At 56.4% G+C, this 17,766-nt stretch carries 20 protein-coding genes; 16 read left to right on the top strand and 4 right to left on the bottom strand.

What is annotated here, in order from left to right:
- Window positions 1-63 precede the first annotated feature (63 nt).
- Complete coding sequence (glnB, locus tag ACOQH0_RS16795) at window positions 64-402, top strand: nitrogen regulatory protein P-II (protein WP_003860685.1); 339 nt, start codon at window positions 64-66, stop codon at window positions 400-402.
- 81 nt (window positions 403-483) lie between these two features.
- Here the strand turns inward: glnB and hmpA are convergent, their stop codons facing one another.
- Entirely contained in the window at window positions 484-1,674 is a 1,191-nt protein-coding gene (gene hmpA, locus ACOQH0_RS16790) for an NO-inducible flavohemoprotein (RefSeq protein WP_407586126.1), read from the bottom strand.
- A gap of 305 nt (window positions 1,675-1,979) precedes the next feature.
- On the opposite strand from hmpA, the gene glyA reads away from it, so the two are divergent.
- On the top strand, window positions 1,980-3,233 hold the full coding sequence (gene glyA / locus ACOQH0_RS16785) for a serine hydroxymethyltransferase (protein WP_046888197.1): 1,254 nt from the start codon (window positions 1,980-1,982) through the stop codon (window positions 3,231-3,233).
- Between the two features lie 54 nt (window positions 3,234-3,287).
- Here the strand turns inward: glyA and ACOQH0_RS16780 are convergent, their stop codons facing one another.
- Window positions 3,288-3,710 carry a DoxX family protein gene (locus ACOQH0_RS16780; protein ID WP_032653045.1) on the bottom strand — a complete coding sequence of 141 codons (423 nt, stop codon included), beginning with the start codon at window positions 3,708-3,710 and terminating at the stop codon, window positions 3,288-3,290.
- A gap of 172 nt (window positions 3,711-3,882) precedes the next feature.
- On the opposite strand from ACOQH0_RS16780, the gene ACOQH0_RS16775 reads away from it, so the two are divergent.
- A complete protein-coding gene (locus ACOQH0_RS16775) occupies window positions 3,883-5,022 on the top strand; it encodes a 3-phenylpropionate MFS transporter (RefSeq protein ID WP_010434021.1) in 1,140 nt (379 codons plus the stop codon).
- Here the strand turns inward: ACOQH0_RS16775 and csiE are convergent, their stop codons facing one another.
- A complete protein-coding gene (gene csiE / locus ACOQH0_RS16770; RefSeq protein ID WP_010434019.1) occupies window positions 5,023-6,300 on the bottom strand; it encodes a stationary phase inducible protein CsiE in 1,278 nt (425 codons plus the stop codon).
- Between the two features lie 125 nt (window positions 6,301-6,425).
- Here csiE and ACOQH0_RS16765 point away from each other — a divergent pair, with 125 nt between their 5' ends.
- Window positions 6,426-7,064: a DUF1007 family protein gene (locus ACOQH0_RS16765; protein WP_108416738.1), complete on the top strand. Its 639-nt coding sequence runs from the start codon at window positions 6,426-6,428 to the stop codon at window positions 7,062-7,064.
- The gene (locus ACOQH0_RS16760) at window positions 7,055-8,035 is read left to right on the top strand and encodes a nickel/cobalt transporter (RefSeq protein ID WP_421510853.1); all 981 of its coding nucleotides are present in this window, start codon (window positions 7,055-7,057) and stop codon (window positions 8,033-8,035) included. The genes ACOQH0_RS16765 and ACOQH0_RS16760 overlap by 10 nt, the downstream gene beginning before the upstream one ends.
- Window positions 8,036-8,075: 40 nt before the next feature.
- On the opposite strand, the gene suhB is transcribed toward ACOQH0_RS16760, so the two are convergent.
- On the bottom strand, window positions 8,076-8,879 hold the full coding sequence (suhB, locus tag ACOQH0_RS16755) for an inositol-1-monophosphatase (protein WP_010434013.1): 804 nt from the start codon (window positions 8,877-8,879) through the stop codon (window positions 8,076-8,078).
- A gap of 131 nt (window positions 8,880-9,010) precedes the next feature.
- Here suhB and trmJ point away from each other — a divergent pair, with 131 nt between their 5' ends.
- From trmJ to sseB, 11 genes are all read left to right on the top strand, one after another.
- Window positions 9,011-9,739: a tRNA (cytosine(32)/uridine(32)-2'-O)-methyltransferase TrmJ gene (gene trmJ, locus ACOQH0_RS16750; protein WP_010434012.1), complete on the top strand. Its 729-nt coding sequence runs from the start codon at window positions 9,011-9,013 to the stop codon at window positions 9,737-9,739.
- 216 nt (window positions 9,740-9,955) lie between these two features.
- Window positions 9,956-10,447: a Fe-S cluster assembly transcriptional regulator IscR gene (gene iscR / locus ACOQH0_RS16745; protein WP_089597799.1), complete on the top strand. Its 492-nt coding sequence runs from the start codon at window positions 9,956-9,958 to the stop codon at window positions 10,445-10,447.
- A 117-nt stretch (window positions 10,448-10,564) separates the two neighbouring features.
- On the top strand, window positions 10,565-11,779 hold the full coding sequence (gene iscS / locus ACOQH0_RS16740; RefSeq protein WP_020883022.1) for a cysteine desulfurase: 1,215 nt from the start codon (window positions 10,565-10,567) through the stop codon (window positions 11,777-11,779).
- 24 nt (window positions 11,780-11,803) lie between these two features.
- On the top strand, window positions 11,804-12,190 hold the full coding sequence (gene iscU, locus ACOQH0_RS16735; RefSeq protein WP_003860661.1) for a Fe-S cluster assembly scaffold IscU: 387 nt from the start codon (window positions 11,804-11,806) through the stop codon (window positions 12,188-12,190).
- A 13-nt stretch (window positions 12,191-12,203) separates the two neighbouring features.
- A complete protein-coding gene (gene iscA / locus ACOQH0_RS16730; RefSeq protein WP_003860659.1) occupies window positions 12,204-12,527 on the top strand; it encodes an iron-sulfur cluster assembly protein IscA in 324 nt (107 codons plus the stop codon).
- A gap of 79 nt (window positions 12,528-12,606) precedes the next feature.
- A complete protein-coding gene (hscB, locus tag ACOQH0_RS16725; RefSeq protein ID WP_010433997.1) occupies window positions 12,607-13,122 on the top strand; it encodes a co-chaperone HscB in 516 nt (171 codons plus the stop codon).
- Window positions 13,123-13,136: 14 nt separating this feature from the next.
- Window positions 13,137-14,987, top strand: a complete 1,851-nt coding sequence (gene hscA, locus ACOQH0_RS16720) for a Fe-S protein assembly chaperone HscA (protein WP_421510852.1) — start codon at window positions 13,137-13,139, stop codon at window positions 14,985-14,987.
- A 1-nt stretch (window position 14,988) separates the two neighbouring features.
- Window positions 14,989-15,324: an ISC system 2Fe-2S type ferredoxin gene (gene fdx / locus ACOQH0_RS16715; RefSeq protein ID WP_033146221.1), complete on the top strand. Its 336-nt coding sequence runs from the start codon at window positions 14,989-14,991 to the stop codon at window positions 15,322-15,324.
- A 1-nt stretch (window position 15,325) separates the two neighbouring features.
- Window positions 15,326-15,526 (top strand): Fe-S cluster assembly protein IscX, encoded by a 201-nt coding sequence (gene iscX, locus ACOQH0_RS16710; RefSeq protein WP_003860650.1) that lies wholly within the window; start codon window positions 15,326-15,328, stop codon window positions 15,524-15,526.
- A 60-nt stretch (window positions 15,527-15,586) separates the two neighbouring features.
- The gene (gene pepB / locus ACOQH0_RS16705; RefSeq protein ID WP_421510851.1) at window positions 15,587-16,873 is read left to right on the top strand and encodes an aminopeptidase PepB; all 1,287 of its coding nucleotides are present in this window, start codon (window positions 15,587-15,589) and stop codon (window positions 16,871-16,873) included.
- Window positions 16,874-16,984: 111 nt separating this feature from the next.
- Entirely contained in the window at window positions 16,985-17,761 is a 777-nt protein-coding gene (gene sseB / locus ACOQH0_RS16700) for an enhanced serine sensitivity protein SseB (RefSeq protein ID WP_420984572.1), read from the top strand.
- Window positions 17,762-17,766: the final 5 nt, after the last annotated feature.

Below are 17,766 nucleotides of genomic sequence, written 5' to 3'. Positions count from 1 at the left end.
CCGTATGGTACTGTGAGCAATCGATTACGAGGCAGCTTACAGGCATGAGTTTAAGGACCCACCATGAAAAAGATTGATGCGATTATTAAACCTTTCAAACTGGATGATGTACGTGAAGCGCTGGCGGAAGTTGGCATCACCGGGATGACAGTAACGGAAGTGAAAGGTTTTGGTCGTCAGAAGGGCCACACCGAGCTTTACCGTGGCGCGGAGTACATGGTCGACTTTCTGCCGAAAGTAAAAATTGAAATCGTGGTCAGCGACGATATCGTGGATACCTGTGTGGATACCATCATTCGTACCGCGCAGACGGGCAAAATTGGCGACGGGAAAATCTTCGTCTTTGACGTGGCGCGCGTGATCCGTATCCGTACCGGTGAAGAAGACGACGCTGCGATTTAACAGCGCCAACGGTTTTGTAGGCCGGGTAAGGAGCAGCCGCCACCCGGCGAAAAAAAGCCCCTCGAACGAGGGGCTTTTTCATTACAGCACTTTATGCGGCCCGAAGCATTCGTAATGAATGTTGTCCTTGTCCACACCCAGGTCTACCAGCTGCTTCGCGGCATACTGCATAAACGCCACCGGCCCACAGACGTAAAACTGCATGTCCGGTGCGCTAAACGCCCCTTCATGCTGGCTTAAATTCATCAGACCTTCGCTGTCGAAGCGTGAGGCCTGGCGGTCTGCGTCCGTCGGCAGGCGATACCAGGTATGCGCGGTGAAGCGCGGCAGGGACGCCCCGAGCGTTTTCACTTCATCCGCAAAGGCGTGAACGTCGCCGTTCTCTGCGGCGTGGAACCAGTTTACCTGCGCGTCGTGGTTTGCATTTGCCAGCGTATCGAGCATCGCCAGCATTGGCGTTTGACCGACACCCGCAGAGATCAGCGTTACTGGCGTATTGCCGTCAACGGCCATAAAGAAATCACCCGCAGGCGCGGCCAGATGAACCACATCGCCCACGCTGGCTTCGTTGTGCAGCCAGGTTGAGACCTGACCTCCATCTTCGCGTTTCACCGCAATGCGGTAGCCTTTGCCGTTTGGCTTGCGGGTGAGGGAATACTGGCGAATTTCCTGATGCGGGAAACCTTCAGGCTTCAGCCACACGCCCAGATACTGGCCCGGTTGATATTCGGCCACAGGTTTACCGTCCACCGGCTCAAATTCAAAGCTGGTAATCAATGCACTGCGTGGGGTTTTCTCGACGATGCGGAACGCGCGCGTGCCTTCCCAGCCGCCGTTCTTGCTGGCGTTTTCGCTGTAGATTTGCGCTTCACGGTTGATAAACACGTTTGCCAGCACGCCGTAGGCTTTACCCCACGCGTCCAGCACTTCCTGGCCCGGGCTGAACATTTCGTCCAGCGTGGCCAGCAGGTGGCCGCCAACGATGTTGTACTGCTCAGGCTGGATCTGGAAGCTGGTATGTTTCTGCGCAATCTTTTCTACCGCAGGCAGCAATGCCGCCAGGTTTTCGATATTGCTGGCGTAGGCTGCGATGGCGTTAAACAACGCTTCACGCTGGTCGCCATTGCGCTGGTTGCTCATGTTGAAAATTTCTTTGAGCTCCGGATTGTGCGAGAACATGCGATCGTAGAAATGCGCGGTGAGTTTAGGGCCGGTTTCCACCAGCAGGGGAATGGTGGACTTAACGGTAGCGATGGTTTGAGCGTCGAGCATGAGCGCGTCCTTCTGATGTTATATTTAATGATGTATTTTAAATGCATCTTATAAAAAATAACCCTGCGTTGTAAATGGTTCTTTGCAAGATGAAAAATATGCATCACAAACCTGAAAAGAAATCCGTTGAAAATGATGAGGGCTTTATTCCTCAAACCCTTGCGCGGCGTGGAGGTAAACGTTTGCGTAAAATCGTTTGTCAAGACCTGTTATCGCAGAACTATTCAGTTATACTGTTGCCCGTCGTCCAACAGGACTGCCTTTTCAGGCCAAAATTTACTTGTTAGCTGAGTCAGGAGATGCGGATGTTAAAGCGTGAAATGAACATTGCCGATTATGATGCCGAACTGTGGCAGGCTATGGAGCAGGAAAAAGTACGTCAGGAAGAGCACATCGAACTGATCGCCTCCGAAAACTACACCAGCCCGCGCGTGATGCAGGCGCAGGGTTCTCAGCTGACCAACAAATACGCTGAAGGTTATCCGGGCAAGCGCTACTACGGCGGTTGCGAGTACGTTGATATCGTTGAGCAGCTGGCGATTGACCGTGCGAAAGAACTCTTTGGCGCAGACTACGCGAACGTGCAGCCGCACTCAGGCTCTCAGGCTAACTTCGCTGTCTACACCGCGCTGCTGCAGCCGGGCGATACCGTTCTGGGTATGAACCTGGCGCAGGGCGGCCACCTGACTCACGGCTCCCCGGTTAACTTCTCCGGCAAACTGTACAACATCATCCCTTACGGTATTGATGAGTCCGGTAAAATTGACTACGAAGACATGGCTAAGCAGGCCAAAGAGCATAAACCGAAGATGATCATCGGTGGCTTCTCTGCTTACTCCGGTATCGTTGACTGGGCAAAAATGCGTGAAATCGCAGACAGCATCGGTGCTTACCTGTTCGTTGATATGGCGCACGTTGCGGGTCTGATCGCGGCAGGCGTTTACCCGAACCCGGTTCCACACGCTCACGTTGTGACCACCACCACCCACAAAACCCTGGCGGGTCCACGCGGTGGCCTGATCCTGGCGAAAGGCGGTGACGAAGAGCTGTATAAGAAACTGAACTCCGCCGTGTTCCCAAGCGCGCAGGGCGGCCCGCTGATGCACGTTATCGCCGCAAAAGCGGTAGCGCTGAAAGAAGCGATGGAGCCAGAGTTCAAAGTTTATCAGCAGCAGGTTGCCAAAAACGCCAAAGCGATGGTGGAAGTGTTCCTGAGCCGTGGCTACAAAGTGGTGTCTGGCGGTACTGAAAACCACCTGTTCCTGCTGGATCTGGTTGATAAGAACCTGACCGGTAAAGAAGCTGACGCAGCCCTGGGCCGCGCCAACATCACCGTGAACAAAAACAGCGTGCCAAACGATCCGAAGAGCCCGTTCGTGACCTCCGGTATCCGTATCGGGTCTCCGGCCGTGACTCGCCGCGGCTTCAAAGAAGCGGAAGTGAAAGAGCTGGCGGGCTGGATGTGTGACGTTCTGGACAACATCAATGACGAAGCGGTTATCGAGCGCGTCAAAGGTAAAGTTCTGGATATCTGCGCACGCTTCCCGGTATACGCATAATCCCTCTGCTTTGCAGAAATAAAAAAGGCCGCGCTTGCGGCCTTTTTTTATGGGCTAACGTCGGTCAAGAGATATGGCCCCCGGTCCCACAATCGCCAGCAAAATAAATGCGCCAGCAATACTCACATTCTTATAGAAGTTAATCATGTTCGGCACAACCGCATCACCGGTCATATCCCAGTAATGGTGGCCTATCACCGCCGTTCCCAGCGTATAAAAGACAAAGAGCACCGCGATGGGGCGGGTGAAAAAGCCCAGCACGATCAGAATTGCTGCGGGGACTTCCATCACCACCGCAATAATCGCGGCCAGCATAGGCATGGGGGCGCCGAGCGACGTCATATACTGAACGGTGCCGCTAAACCCTGTGAGTTTGGGATAGCCAAAAATAATAAACAGGACAACGATAGCAATACGGGCAATCAAAAGCAGGAAAGAACGTGAGGAGCCGAAATCGAAATAACGTAAGCTGTTCATGGCAAACGACCTCTTCAGGCGATGTTCTTTAAACGTAATACAATTTTGCCGCTCTCGCCATACGCCGACCGGCTGTCCATGATGTTAATTTATCGTTAATTTATAGCGCGCTAACGACTTGCTAAAGTGCAGGATAAACGCCAGACTATCGCCTCCATTTCGGGAGGGATTCATGGTCTTGCATTCCACGCGCTGGCTGGCGCTCAGCTACTTCACCTACTTCTTTAGCTACGGTATTTTTCTGCCTTTCTGGAGCGTCTGGCTCAAGGGAATCGGCCTCACCCCTGAGTCCATCGGCGTTCTGCTTGGCGCAGGACTGGTGGCGCGTTTCCTGGGCAGTCTGCTGATTGCGCCGCGCGTCAGCGATCCCTCCTTACTGATCAAGGCCGTGCGCATACTTGCGCTGCTCACTCTGGTCTTTGTCGCCTGCTTCTGGGTGAGTCAGCAGTTTGCCTGGCTGATGGTGGTGATGGTTGGCTTCAACCTGTTCTTCTCACCGCTGGTACCGCTGACGGATGCCCTGGCGAACACCTGGCAAAAGCAGATCACCATGGACTATGGCCGCGTGCGTCTCTGGGGATCGATTGCGTTCGTGATCGGCTCGGCGCTGGTGGGTAAGCTGGTCAGCCTGTACGACTATCACGCCATCCTTGCGTTACTGAGTGTGGGTATTGCCTCCATGCTGCTGGGGATGTTGTTGCGTCCGTCGGTAATGCCGCAGGGCGAAAGCCGTCACCAGGAGAGCGCTGGCTGGCCGGCCTGGCGGAGCCTGGTGGCACAAAGCTGGCGTTTTCTGGCGTGCGTTTGCCTCCTTCAGGGGGCGCATGCGGCGTACTATGGGTTCAGTGCCATCTACTGGCAGGGGGCGGGCTACTCTGCTTCTGCGGTAGGCTACCTGTGGTCGCTCGGCGTCGTGGCGGAAGTGATCATCTTTGCGCTCAGTAAAAAACTGTTCCGTCGCTTCGGCGCGCGCGATTTGCTGCTGCTTTCTGCCGTGTGCGGCGTGGCACGCTGGGGGATTATGGGCTGGACGACCGAACTGCCGTGGCTGATTCTGGCGCAAATTCTGCACTGCGGTACCTTTACCGTGTGCCACCTGGCGGCGATGCGCTACATCTCTGCGCGAGAGGGTGGGGATGTGATTCGACTGCAGGCGGTCTACTCTGCGGTGGCAATGGGCGGCAGCATAGCCGTGATGACGGTCTTTGCAGGCTTCCTGTATCAGCACCTTGGGCACGGCGTATTCTGGGTGATGGCGCTCGTTGCACTACCCGCAATGCTCGTTCGCCCCAAAGTGACGGCACGGGCGTAACTAGGATTCCAGCATCGCGCGAATATGTTCTTGCTGCTGCGCGTTCAATGTCTCAACGGCATGGATCAGCGGCGGCGAGAACAACGGCAGGGCGGTTGGGTAAGGGGTGATCACCAGCGCAGCTTCACGGGGCGCACCTTCCTTCTGAAACGCGTGCAGGGTCAGATAACGAATATTGAGCGGCAACAGCGTCAGCTCGCGCAGCTGCTGCTCAATCAACGCTTCACATGCTTTATCTTCCCCGGTCAGTAACACCACCTGTTTTTCATGCAGATCGGTCTCCTGCATCAGCCAGGCACCAAAAATCACCGCCACCAGGCTCATCTCTTCATCGGAGAAACGCAGCCCGAACTCCGCTTCCAGCTCAAACAGCGCCTCTTTGGTGGTGCGTAACAGCCGCGGATAAAGCCGATGAATCTCTTCCGGCAGGCTGTTATCGATGCCGATTTCAAACAGTGAGCGATCTAACGCCTGAGCAAGATGGATATAAAGCTGATCGGTCAGCCCCTGTTCATCGCTAAAATTCATCCCGGTTTGGGCCCGAAAGCGCGCGATCATCCGCACTATGGTGCGGCGCAGGCGTTGATCCTGCTGATGTCTGTCAAGCACCGGATCGGGGGTGCGCAGCATCATAAACAGCAGCGCGAGGAACAGCTGTTCATCGCTGTGCGTTCCCTGCGGAACGCGCCGTTTCCAGTGGCGCACGATTTCCTGTGCGGTGAAATATTCCCCTCTCGATTGCGTCCAGCTGCGCTGAACGTGGGAAAACTGCGGCGTATTGCCCAGATGATGCTGGATCAGACAGTATTGCAAAAACAGCTGTAAAAACTGTACGTCGCGGCAGTCAAACGGACGCTGAAGCTTTCGCGAACAGAAGTTGATCAATGCTCGCAGGTTGGTGTCATCATAGAGTGGACGAGCGATGCCCTGTTGTTTAAGTGCGGTTTTAAGCGCGGGAGTAAACTGGTGAGAGACGAACTGCGGGCAAAGCCGAAGTGCCCTGCGCAGCCAGTGCAGCAGGCATAAACGCTGATTCAGGACCGAACCTTCAATTCGGTAGCTGCCGTCGAGGTGCGTGACGATATCAAGCCGATGATAGCGCTGGATTTCATCGCGCGTCTCGGCTATATCTTGCCGTGCCATTGCGTCGTCCACGCCATTGGCAGCGATTATGCTCTGTGCGGTGACGGCAGCATCGGGCAGGTAAAGCATCAAAAGCACCTGGCAGCGGCGCTGCGAACTGGAAAGCACAGATGGAATTTCAAGCGTCGTCATCATCTGTCGGGTATCCAGTGTGAATGTTTGATAAGAATAGCTAAAGGATGAGCGCTGAAAAGCGCGCCGGCAGGCCTTTCATTCAGGATTGCTGGGGAACATCACAGAATTTTTGACGTGAGGAATTGATGCAAATAGTTAAACAAAGCGCGATGGCGTTATTTTTGGCGGTTATCACCTTTGCCGTCAGCGCACATCCTCACAGTTTTATCAGCCTGAAAACCGAGCTTGTGACGGACGGCACGCAGCTCAGCGGCCTGAAAATGCGCTGGACGATGGATGAAATCACCTCGGCGGATCTGCTCTATGATGCGGGAAACGCAAAGCCTGGCGATGAGATCTGGAAAAAGCTGGCGGCAGAAGTGATGGCCAACGTGCTCGGTCAGCACTATTTCACCGAGTTCTGGCATAACGGACAAAAGGTCAAATTTCTTAACCGGCCCACGGAATACGGTATGACGCGAGACGGGCATCAGGCGGTGCTGACATTTATTCTCCCGCTGGCACACCCTCAGCCGCTGGCAGGGCAAAAGTATCGTTTCTCCACCTTTGACCCCACCTACTATGTCGATATGAGCTACGCCGAGGACAGCGACGTGCAGCTTCCGGCATCGCTACAAAAGAAATGTAAGCTTACCGTCCACACGCCAAAGCCCAGCGAAGAGACGCTGAACTTTGCGGTCTCTCTCGACAAAGAAGATGCGCCACCGGAGGACATGGAACTGGGTAAACAATTTGCGCAGGAGGTGACGTTACAATGTCAGTGATCTCCTCTTCGCACCAAAAACCGCGCCGCTGGCTTCATCTCTGGCCGCTGGCGCTTTTTCTCCTGCTCGCCGTTTGCTGTTCGCTCTGGCTGTGGCAGGCCTGGCCGCAGGTGATGATGAAAAGCATCATCTGGCAGCGTGAAGTCAATCAACAGATGAGCGGGCTGCTGAAGGCGGTGGCGGAGAACCCGACAAAAGCGGGCGGTTCCCTGCTGGCGTTTAGCTTTATCTATGGTGTTCTGCACGCGCTGGGGCCGGGGCACGGCAAAATCGTCATCACCACCTGGCTTGCTACCCATCCCTCGAAGTTGAGATCGAGCATTGGCCTGACGCTGGCCTCCTCGCTGCTGCAGGGCGGCGTGGCGATTGCGCTCGTCGTGATAGTCCTTTCACTCTTACAGCTGCCTGCCCGTCAGCTACACATGAGCAGCTTCTGGCTTGAAAAAGGGAGCTATGCGCTGGTGGGCGTGCTGGGGCTGATCCTCTGCTGGCGGGCGCTCAAAAAGCTGCGCGTGCTGCTGCAAAAGCCGAAATTCAAGACCTTTACGCCGCACCATGTTCATGATGAAAACTGCGGATGCGGGCATCAGCATCTGCCCACGCAGGAACAATTACAGAACGGCGACGACTGGCGCGCGCGGCTGATGATTGTTCTCTCGATGGGTATGCGCCCGTGCTCGGGGGCGATCATGGTGCTGCTGTTCAGTAAGGTAATCGGCGTGTTTGGCTGGGGAATGCTGTCCGCGCTGGCGATGGCGGCAGGAACGTCTCTCACCATTTCGTCTTTAGCGCTGCTGGTACACAGCTTTCGTCAGTTGGCGGTTAAACTCAGCGGCAATAAAACGCCGGTGCTGTGGCGACAGGTAGGGTGGACTACGCTCGCGCTGGCGGGCGGGGTGATTCTGCTGGTGGCGGCGGTGACGATGTGGATGAGTGCGGTGCCGGTGGGGAGGGGATTGCGGCCGTTTTAGTTGGGATCCCCTCTCCCTGTGGGAGAGGGAATTTTCGGCATTAGCGCTTCAGCGCATCGCTCAGTTCTTCACGCATATTTGCCAGCATGGCTTTAACAACGCGTGGGTTACCTGCAACGATGTTGCCGGTGGTCATGTAGTTGTGGCCGCCGGTGAAATCGCAAACAATCGCGCCTGCTTCACGTGCGATCAGCTCTCCCGCCGCAAAGTCCCACGGCTTCAGTGACAGCTCGAAGTAACCGTCAACGCGGCCGGTCGCAACGTAGGCCAGATCCAGCGCTGCAGAACCGGTGCGACGGAAATCTGCGCATTCGGTGAACAGTTTGCCCAGGATATTCATATAGGTCGTCGCGTGCTGTTTCGCTTTGAACGGGAAACCGGTCGCCAGAATGGTGCCGTCCAGATCGCGTGCATTGCTGCAGCGCAGGCGGTAGCCGTTCAGCTGAGCGCCCTGACCGCGGGTAGCGGTGAACAGTTCGTTACGCATTGGATCGTAAACAACGGCGACTTCAGTACGGCCTTTAATGCGTACTGCGATAGACACAGAGAAGTGTGGCAGGCGTTTGACGAAGTTGGTGGTGCCATCCAGTGGATCGATAACCCATTGAACATCCTGATCGGTACCTTCATGTTCACCGCTTTCTTCGGTGATGATGGTGTGCTGTGGGTAAGATTTGCGGATCGTTTCGATAATAATCGCTTCTGCGGCTTTATCGACGTTAGTCACGAAATCATTGCTGCCTTTCTGGCTGGTTTCTACGGAGTCTGGGGTTTCGTAGTGTTTGGCAATTACATTACCCGCCTTGCGCGCTGCGCGCACGGCGATGGTCAGCATCGGATGCATCGGTCTCTCTCACTGGATGTTAAAGAACAGGAAAATCGGCGCAGAGTATAGCAGCGGGATCGGATTATGTCTCCCGTTTATGATAATATGCCCGAATATTCTTCAGACACAGAATCCAGACATCTAAAATTATGCTGCAAAACATTCGAATCGTGCTGGTCGAAACATCGCACACCGGCAACATGGGCTCCGTTGCCCGCGCTATGAAAACCATGGGCTTAACGAACCTGTGGTTGGTTAACCCGCTGGTAAAACCAGACTCGCAGGCCATCGCCCTGGCGGCCGGTGCCAGCGACGTGATCGGCAACGCCCAGATCGTCGATACCCTTGATGAAGCCCTGGCCGGTTGCAGCCTCGTTGTCGGCACAAGCGCGCGCTCCCGCACGCTGCCGTGGCCGATGCTGGACCCGCGCGAATGCGGCCTGAAAAGTGTCTCAGAAGCGGAACAGGCCCCGGTTGCGCTGGTGTTTGGCCGTGAGCGCGTTGGCCTGACCAACGACGAACTGCAAAAGTGCCACTATCACGTCGCCATCGCGGCGAACCCGGAATACAGCTCGCTGAACCTGGCGATGGCGGTGCAGGTTATCGCCTATGAAGTGCGTATGGCGTGGCTGGCGACGCAGGAAAAAGAGCGTACCGAGCCTCAGGAAGAGAGCGCCTACCCGCTGGTGGACGACCTTGAGCGCTTCTACGGTCACCTGGAGCAGACGCTGCTCTCAACCGGCTTTATCCGCGAAGGTCACCCGGGACAGGTGATGAACAAGCTGCGCCGTATGTTCACCCGCGCGCGTCCGGAAAGCCAGGAGCTGAACATCCTGCGCGGGATCCTGGCATCGATTGAGCAGAAGAATAAAGAGTAGTGTTGATTTCCCCCTCTCCCCGTGGGAGAGGGCTGGGGTGAGGGCATCAGGCCGCACCTATATTATGAAGGCACAGAACGTTAAATACCTGACTAAAACAGTCAAGTAAATAGTTGACCATTTTAGTCAGGAATGTCAGACTTGGCCCTGCTATGCAATACCCCCATTTTACAATAAAAAACCCCGGGCAGGGGCGAGTTTGAGGTTAAGTAAGACATGAGACTGACATCTAAAGGGCGTTATGCCGTGACCGCGATGCTGGACGTTGCGCTCAACTCCGAAGCGGGCCCGGTTCCGTTGGCTGATATTTCTGAACGACAGGGGATCTCCCTCTCTTATCTGGAACAGCTGTTCTCCAGACTGCGTAAAAATGGACTGGTTTCCAGCGTTCGTGGCCCAGGCGGCGGCTATCTGCTGGGTAAAGACGCGGGCAGTATTGCAGTTGGCGAAGTGATCAGTGCGGTTGACGAATCCGTTGACGCGACCCGTTGCCAGGGTAAAGGCGGCTGCCAGGGCGGCGATAAGTGCCTGACCCACGCGCTGTGGCGCGATCTGAGCGACCGTCTGACCGGCTTCCTGAACAACATCACCCTGGGTGAACTGGTGAATAACCAGGAAGTTCTGGACGTATCGGGTCGTCAGCAAAGCCATGAATCACAACGCAGCACCCGCGCGCAAGACGCTATCGACGTCAAACTGCGCGCGTAATAAAAAGATAAGTATTTCAGAATCAGGCCGGGGCGGTCACGCCCCGTGTACTCGGTCGTACATCCAGCCGGTTGCCTGATTCCTTGCATTGAAGCGATGTACGGAGTTTAAAGAGCAATGAAATTACCGATTTATCTCGACTACTCCGCAACCACGCCGGTGGACCCGCGTGTTGCCGAGAAAATGATGCAGTGTCTGACCCTGGACGGAAACTTTGGTAACCCAGCTTCCCGTTCACACCGTTTTGGCTGGCATGCTGAAGAGGCGGTTGATATCGCCCGTAATCAGATTGCTGACCTGGTCGGTGCCGACCCGCGTGAAATTGTTTTCACCTCCGGTGCGACCGAATCCGACAACCTGGCGATCAAAGGTGCAGCCAACTTTTATCAGAAAAAAGGCAAGCACATCATCACCAGCAAAACCGAACACAAAGCCGTGCTGGACACCTGCCGTCAGCTGGAGCGTGAAGGGTTCGACGTGACTTACCTGGCGCCGCAGAGCAACGGGATCATCGACCTGAAAGAGCTCGAAGCGGCCATGCGTGATGACACCATTCTGGTTTCCATCATGCACGTTAACAACGAAATCGGCGTCGTTCAGGACATCGCGACCATCGGTGAAATGTGCCGCGCGCGCGGTATCATCTACCACGTAGACGCGACCCAGAGCGTGGGCAAACTGCCTATCGACCTGAGCCAGCTGAAAGTGGATCTGATGTCCTTCTCCGGTCACAAAATCTATGGCCCGAAAGGGATCGGCGCGCTGTACGTTCGTCGTAAGCCACGTATCCGCATCGAAGCACAGATGCACGGCGGCGGTCATGAGCGCGGCATGCGTTCCGGTACGCTGCCTGTTCACCAGATCGTGGGCATGGGCGAAGCGTACCGCATCGCGAAAGAAGAGATGGAAACCGAGATGGCGCGCCTGCGCACGCTGCGTAACCGTCTGTGGGACGGCGTGAAGGATATGGAAGAAGTGTATCTGAACGGCGATCTCGAGCAGGGCGCACCGAACATCCTCAACGTCAGCTTCAACTATGTTGAAGGCGAATCGCTGATCATGGCGCTGAAAGACCTGGCCGTTTCTTCCGGTTCTGCCTGTACGTCTGCAAGCCTTGAGCCATCCTACGTGCTGCGCGCGCTGGGCATGACTGACGAGCTGGCACACAGCTCTATCCGTTTCTCTTTAGGTCGTTTCACTACCGAAGAAGAGATTGACTACACCATCAAGCTGGTTCGCAACTCCATCGGCCGTCTGCGCGACCTTTCTCCACTGTGGGAAATGTTCAAGCAGGGCGTGGATCTGAACAGCATTGAATGGTCACATCACTAATCGGTACATAAGGAGAATTCAATCATGGCATACAGCGAAAAAGTCATCGATCATTACGAGAACCCGCGCAACGTTGGCTCATTTGACAACAGCGACGAATCTGTCGGTAGCGGTATGGTTGGCGCACCGGCGTGTGGCGACGTGATGAAGTTGCAGATTAAAGTCAACAATGAAGGTATCATTGAAGACGCGCGCTTCAAGACCTACGGCTGCGGTTCTGCTATCGCGTCCAGCTCCCTGGTGACCGAATGGGTGAAGGGCAAGTCTCTGGACGAAGCACAGGCAATCAAGAACACCGATATTGCTGAAGAACTCGAACTGCCACCGGTGAAAATTCACTGTTCAATTCTGGCAGAAGACGCGATCAAAGCCGCCATTGCGGACTATAAAAGCAAACGTGAAGCAAAATAATTGAGGTTTGAGTATGTCGATTACCCTTAGCGACAGCGCTGCCGCGCGAGTAAGCTCTTTTCTGGCGAACCGTGGTAAAGGCTTTGGCCTGCGACTGGGCGTACGTACCTCCGGCTGTTCTGGTATGGCTTACGTACTGGAGTTTGTTGATGAACCGGCGTCTGACGACACCGTGTTTGAAGACAAGGGCGTGAAGGTGGTGGTCGATGGCAAAAGCCTGCAATTCCTCAACGGCACTCAGCTGGACTTCGTTAAAGAAGGCCTGAACGAAGGGTTCAAATTCACGAACCCTAACGTCAAAGACGAGTGTGGTTGCGGCGAAAGCTTCCACGTTTAACCGCGCGTCATCCGAAACCCCACCGTGGCTTACCTGCTACGCGTGGGGTTTGTTCTAACAGGCTACCCCTGAGATTGTTATGGATTACTTCACTCTCTTCGGACTACCCGCTCAATACCCGATTGATCTGCAGGCGCTGACGATCCGTTTTCAGGATCTGCAGCGTCAGTACCACCCGGATAAATTCGCGAGCGGTACTCAGTCAGAGCAATTGGCTGCGGTCTCCCAATCTGCGACCATCAACCAGGCCTGGCAGACGCTGCGCCATCCGCTGAGCCGTGCCGAATACCTGCTTTCGCTCCACGGCTTTGATCTCGCGAGCGAGCAGCACACCGTGCGCGATACCGCATTTCTGATGGAACAGCTGGAGCTTCGCGAAGAACTGGATGAGATTGAACAGGCCAAAGACGAAGCGCGTCTGGAAAGCTTCATTACTCGCGTGAAGGGTATGTTCGATACCCGCCATCAGCAGATGGTGGAGCAACTGAACAACGAGACCTGGGACGTGGCGGCAGACACTGTGCGCAAACTCCGTTTTCTCGATAAACTGCGAAGCAGTGCTGAACAACTCGAAGAAAAGCTGCTCGATTTTTAATTTCGGAAGCAATTATGGCCTTATTACAAATTAGTGAGCCCGGCTTAAGTGCCGCACCGCACCAGCGTCGTCTGGCGGTGGGTATTGATCTGGGCACCACCAATTCCCTCGTGGCGACCGTGCGCAGCGGCCAGGCGGAAACGCTGGCTGACGAGCAGGGCCGCCATCTGCTGCCTTCCGTGGTCCACTACCAGCAGCAGGGTCACGCGGTTGGCTATGACGCCCGCGCCAACGCCGCGCGCGATCCGGCCAACACCATCAGCTCTGTAAAGCGCATGATGGGCCGCTCGCTGACCGATATCCAGACCCGCTATCCGCATCTCCCTTACCAGCTCCAGGCCAGTGAAAACGGCCTGCCGATGATTGCAACCGCGGCCGGTCTGCTGAACCCGATCCGCGTGTCCGCTGACATCCTCAAAGCGCTGGCGGCGCGTGCGACCGCAACGCTCGGCGGCGATCTGGACGGCGTAGTCATTACCGTTCCGGCCTATTTTGACGACGCACAGCGTCAGGGCACCAAAGACGCCGCGCGTCTGGCTGGCCTGCACGTGCTGCGACTGCTGAACGAACCGACGGCGGCGGCGATTGCCTATGGCCTCGATTCCGGTCAGGAAGGGGTGATTGCGGTTTACGATCTCGGCGGCGGTACCTTTGATATCTCGATCCTGCGCTTAAGCCGCGGGGTGTTTGAAGTGCTGGCGACTGGCGGGGATTCCGCGCTGGGCGGCGATGATTTCGACCATCTGCTGGCGGATTACATTCGCGAGCAGGCGGGCATCAGCGATCGCAGCGATGCGCGCGTACAGCGTGAACTACTGGATGCAGCTATCGACGCCAAAATCGCCCTGAGCGATGCGCAGACGGTATCTGTTAACGTTGCGGGCTGGCAGGGGGACATCACCCGCGACCAGTTCAGCGATCTGATTGCCCCGCTGGTGAAACGCACCCTGCTGGCCTGCCGTCGCGCATTGAAGGATGCAGGCGTTGAGGCGAACGAGGTGCTGGAAGTGGTCATGGTGGGCGGTTCTACGCGCGTGCCGCTGGTGCGCGAGCGCGTGGGCGAATTCTTTGGCCGCACGCCGCTGACCTCCATCGACCCGGACAAAGTGGTTGCCGTGGGGGCCGCAATCCAGGCCGATATTCTGGTCGGCAACAAGCCGGACAGTGAAATGCTTCTGCTGGACGTCATCCCGCTGTCGCTGGGGTTAGAAACCATGGGCGGCCTGGTGGAGAAAGTGATCCCGCGTAATACCACCATCCCGGTGGCGCGCGCGCAGGAGTTTACCACCTTCAAAGACGGCCAGACCGCGATGTCCATCCACGTGATGCAGGGCGAACGTGAGCTGGTGCAGGACTGTCGTTCACTGGCGCGCTTTGCGCTGCGCGGCATCCCGGCACTGCCTGCGGGCGGGGCGCATATTCGCGTCACTTTCCAGGTGGATGCGGACGGCCTGCTGAGCGTGACGGCGATGGAAAAATCCACCGGCGTGGAATCGTCCATCCAGGTGAAGCCGTCCTACGGCCTGACCGATGGCGAAATCGCCTCCATGATTCAGGACTCAATGAGCTACGCCGAGCAGGATGTGAAGGCGCGTATGCTGGCTGAACAAAAAGTTGAAGCCGCACGCGTGCTGGAAAGCCTTAACGGCGCGCTCGCTGCCGATGCCGCGCTGTTAAGCGCCGCTGAGCGTCAGGTGATTGACGATGCTGCCGCGCGCTTGAGCGCAGTGGCCGAAGGCAATGACGCTGACGCAATAGAAGAAGCCATTAAAAACGTTGATAAACAAACCCAGGACTTTGCTGCTCGCCGCATGGACAAATCTGTCCGCGTCGCGCTGAAAGGCCAGTCCGTGGACGAGGTTTAATATGCCAAAGATTGTAATTTTGCCTCATGCGGACCTCTGTCCGGATGGCGCTGTTCTGGAAGCGAAGACCGGTGAAACCATTCTCGATGTTGCCCTGCGTGCAGGTATCGAAGTGGAACACGCCTGTGAAAAATCCTGTGCCTGCACCACCTGCCACTGCATCGTGCGTGAAGGTTTCGACTCGCTCGTCGAGAGCACCGAAGACGAAGACGACATGCTGGATAAAGCATGGGGTCTGGAGCCAGACAGCCGCCTGAGCTGCCAGGCCGCGGTGACCGATGAAGATCTGGTCGTGGAATTCCCACGCTACACCATCAACCACGCACGCGAGCATTGATATGGGACTGAAGTGGACAGACAGCCGTGAAATCGGCGAAGCGCTCTACGACGCGAACCCGGATCTCGATCCGAAGACCGTACGATTCACCGACATGCACCAGTGGATCTGCGATTTAGAGGATTTCGACGATGATCCAAACGCATCCAATGAAAAAATTCTGGAGGCGATTCTGTTAGTCTGGTTAGATGAAGCAGAATAAAAAACATAACGGGCTGCCTTCAGGCGGCCCGTTTGCTAGTTGCTAATAAGGAAAAATAAAATGACCGAAGCGATGACGATTACGCTCTCGAATCAGCCTGCTGACGCGCGCTGGGGCGAGAAAGCCACCTACAGCATTAACAACGACGGCATTACCCTGCACCTGACGGGCAACGATGATTTGGGCCTGATCCAGCGCGCCGCGCGTAAAATTGACGGCCTGGGGATTAAACACGTCTCTCTGGAAGGCGAAGGCTGGGACACCGACCGCAGCTGGGCATTCTGGGCAGGCTACAAAGGCCCGAAAGGCACCCGCAAAATCGAGTGGGCTAACCTTGATGAAGCCGGTCAGAAAGAGCTGGAAAGCCGCCTGAACATTATCGACTGGGTGCGCGACACCATTAACGCACCGGCGGAAGAGTTAGGTCCTGAGCAGCTGGCGCAGCGCGCGGTTGACCTGCTGTGCGGCGTGGCCGGTGACAAAATGTCCTACCGCATCACCAAAGGTGAAGATCTGCGCGAGCAGAACTATATGGGTATCCACACCGTGGGCCGTGGTTCTGAACGTCCTCCTGTATTGCTGGCGCTGGATTACAACCCAACCGGCGATAAAGAAGCGCCAGTCTTTGCCTGCCTGGTCGGTAAAGGCATCACCTTCGACACCGGCGGCTACAGCCTGAAGCAGAGCGCGTTCATGGACTCCATGAAGTCCGACATGGGCGGCGCGGCGACCATTACCGGCGCGCTGGCATTCGCTATCACCCGTGGCCTGAACAAGCGCGTGAAGCTGTACCTGTGCTGCGCGGACAACATGGTCAGCGGTAACGCCTTCAAGCTGGGCGACATCATTCGCTACCGCAACGGCAAAAACGTTGAGGTGATGAACACCGACGCCGAAGGCCGCCTGGTGCTGGCCGATGGCCTGATCGACGCTTCTGCGCAGAAGCCAGAGCTGATTATCGACATGGCGACCCTGACCGGCGCGGCAAAAACCGCCTTGGGCAACGACTACCATGCGCTGTTCAGCTTTGACGACAAGCTGGCCGCGCGCCTGCTGGCAAGCGCTGCCGCAGAGAACGAGCCGTTCTGGCGCCTGCCGCTGGCTGAGTTCCACCGCAGCCAGCTGCCGTCCAACTTTGCCGAGCTGAACAACACCGCGAGCGCGGCGTACCCGGCGGGTGCAAGCACCGCAGCAGGCTTCCTGTCCCACTTCGTTGAGAACTACCACGAGGGCTGGCTGCACATTGACTGCTCCGCGACGTACCGTAAAGCGGCGGTTGAGCAGTGGTCTGCGGGCGCGACCGGTCTGGGCGTGCGTACCGTGGCGAACCTGCTGACGGCTGAGTAACCGTTATTGCCCTCACCCTAACCCTCTCCCACGGGGAGAGGGGATGGTTTGCTCCCTCTCCCTTGAGGGAGAGGGCTGGGGTGAGGGGGAAATGCATCATCTGGAATTGTTATGTCAGAAACCAAAAACGAATTAGAAACCCTGCTGGAGCAGGCGGCGACCGAGCCCGCCCATCGTCCGGCATTTTTCCGCACGCTGCTGGAATCCACCGTCTGGGTGCCGGGCACCGCGGCGGAAGGTGAGCAGGTCGTAGAAGACAGCGCGCTGGATCTGCTGCACTGGGAAAAAGACGACGGCACCTCGGTGATCCCGTTCTTTACCTCGCTGGAAGCGCTGCAGAAAGCCGTTGAAGACGAACAGGCGTTCGTGGTGATGCCTGTACGTACCCTGTTTGAAATGACGCTGGGCCAGACGCTGTTCCTTAACGCGAAGCTGCCGACCGGTAAAGAGTTCACGCCGCGTGAAATCAGCCACCTGATGGGCGAAGAGGGTAACCCGCTCAGCACTCAGGAAGTGCTGGAAGGGGGCGAAACGCTGCTGCTGTCTGAAGTGGCTGAACCGCCCGCGCAGATGATTGACTCTCTGACCACGCTGTTCAAAACGCTCAAGCCCGTCAGGCGCGCGTTCCTCTGCTCTATTAAAGAGCGCGCGGACGAACATCCGGTACTGCTGATTGGTATTGAGGCGGACGGCGATATCGAGGATATCATTCAGGCGGCGGGAAGCGTGGCGACCGACACGCTGCCGGGCGATGAGCCGATCGATATCTGCCAGGTTAAGAACGGTGAGAAGGGCATCAGCCACTTTATTACCGAGCACATCATCCCGTTCTACGAGCGTCGCTGGGGCGGCTTCCTGCGCGATCTCAAAACTAACCGCATCATCTGATTACG

The sequence above is a fragment of the Enterobacter sp. JS8-1 genome, from assembly GCF_049187015.1.
Lineage (GTDB): Bacteria > Pseudomonadota > Gammaproteobacteria > Enterobacterales > Enterobacteriaceae > Enterobacter > Enterobacter mori.
Note: the sequence above shows the minus strand (reverse complement) of the source record. Positions and strands in the feature narration are given on the sequence as shown.

Coding starts and splice junctions, on each gene's coding strand:
- glnB (WP_003860685.1), top strand. CDS start 64: ATGAAAAAGATTGATGCGATTATTAAACCTTTCAAACTGGATGATGTA.
- hmpA (WP_407586126.1), bottom strand. CDS start 1,674: ATGCTCGACGCTCAAACCATCGCTACCGTTAAGTCCACCATTCCCCTG.
- glyA (WP_046888197.1), top strand. CDS start 1,980: ATGTTAAAGCGTGAAATGAACATTGCCGATTATGATGCCGAACTGTGG.
- ACOQH0_RS16780 (WP_032653045.1), bottom strand. CDS start 3,710: ATGAACAGCTTACGTTATTTCGATTTCGGCTCCTCACGTTCTTTCCTG.
- ACOQH0_RS16775 (WP_010434021.1), top strand. CDS start 3,883: ATGGTCTTGCATTCCACGCGCTGGCTGGCGCTCAGCTACTTCACCTAC.
- csiE (WP_010434019.1), bottom strand. CDS start 6,300: ATGATGACGACGCTTGAAATTCCATCTGTGCTTTCCAGTTCGCAGCGC.
- ACOQH0_RS16765 (WP_108416738.1), top strand. CDS start 6,426: ATGCAAATAGTTAAACAAAGCGCGATGGCGTTATTTTTGGCGGTTATC.
- ACOQH0_RS16760 (WP_421510853.1), top strand. CDS start 7,055: ATGTCAGTGATCTCCTCTTCGCACCAAAAACCGCGCCGCTGGCTTCAT.
- suhB (WP_010434013.1), bottom strand. CDS start 8,879: ATGCATCCGATGCTGACCATCGCCGTGCGCGCAGCGCGCAAGGCGGGT.
- trmJ (WP_010434012.1), top strand. CDS start 9,011: ATGCTGCAAAACATTCGAATCGTGCTGGTCGAAACATCGCACACCGGC.
- iscR (WP_089597799.1), top strand. CDS start 9,956: ATGAGACTGACATCTAAAGGGCGTTATGCCGTGACCGCGATGCTGGAC.
- iscS (WP_020883022.1), top strand. CDS start 10,565: ATGAAATTACCGATTTATCTCGACTACTCCGCAACCACGCCGGTGGAC.
- iscU (WP_003860661.1), top strand. CDS start 11,804: ATGGCATACAGCGAAAAAGTCATCGATCATTACGAGAACCCGCGCAAC.
- iscA (WP_003860659.1), top strand. CDS start 12,204: ATGTCGATTACCCTTAGCGACAGCGCTGCCGCGCGAGTAAGCTCTTTT.
- hscB (WP_010433997.1), top strand. CDS start 12,607: ATGGATTACTTCACTCTCTTCGGACTACCCGCTCAATACCCGATTGAT.
- hscA (WP_421510852.1), top strand. CDS start 13,137: ATGGCCTTATTACAAATTAGTGAGCCCGGCTTAAGTGCCGCACCGCAC.
- fdx (WP_033146221.1), top strand. CDS start 14,989: ATGCCAAAGATTGTAATTTTGCCTCATGCGGACCTCTGTCCGGATGGC.
- iscX (WP_003860650.1), top strand. CDS start 15,326: ATGGGACTGAAGTGGACAGACAGCCGTGAAATCGGCGAAGCGCTCTAC.
- pepB (WP_421510851.1), top strand. CDS start 15,587: ATGACCGAAGCGATGACGATTACGCTCTCGAATCAGCCTGCTGACGCG.
- sseB (WP_420984572.1), top strand. CDS start 16,985: ATGTCAGAAACCAAAAACGAATTAGAAACCCTGCTGGAGCAGGCGGCG.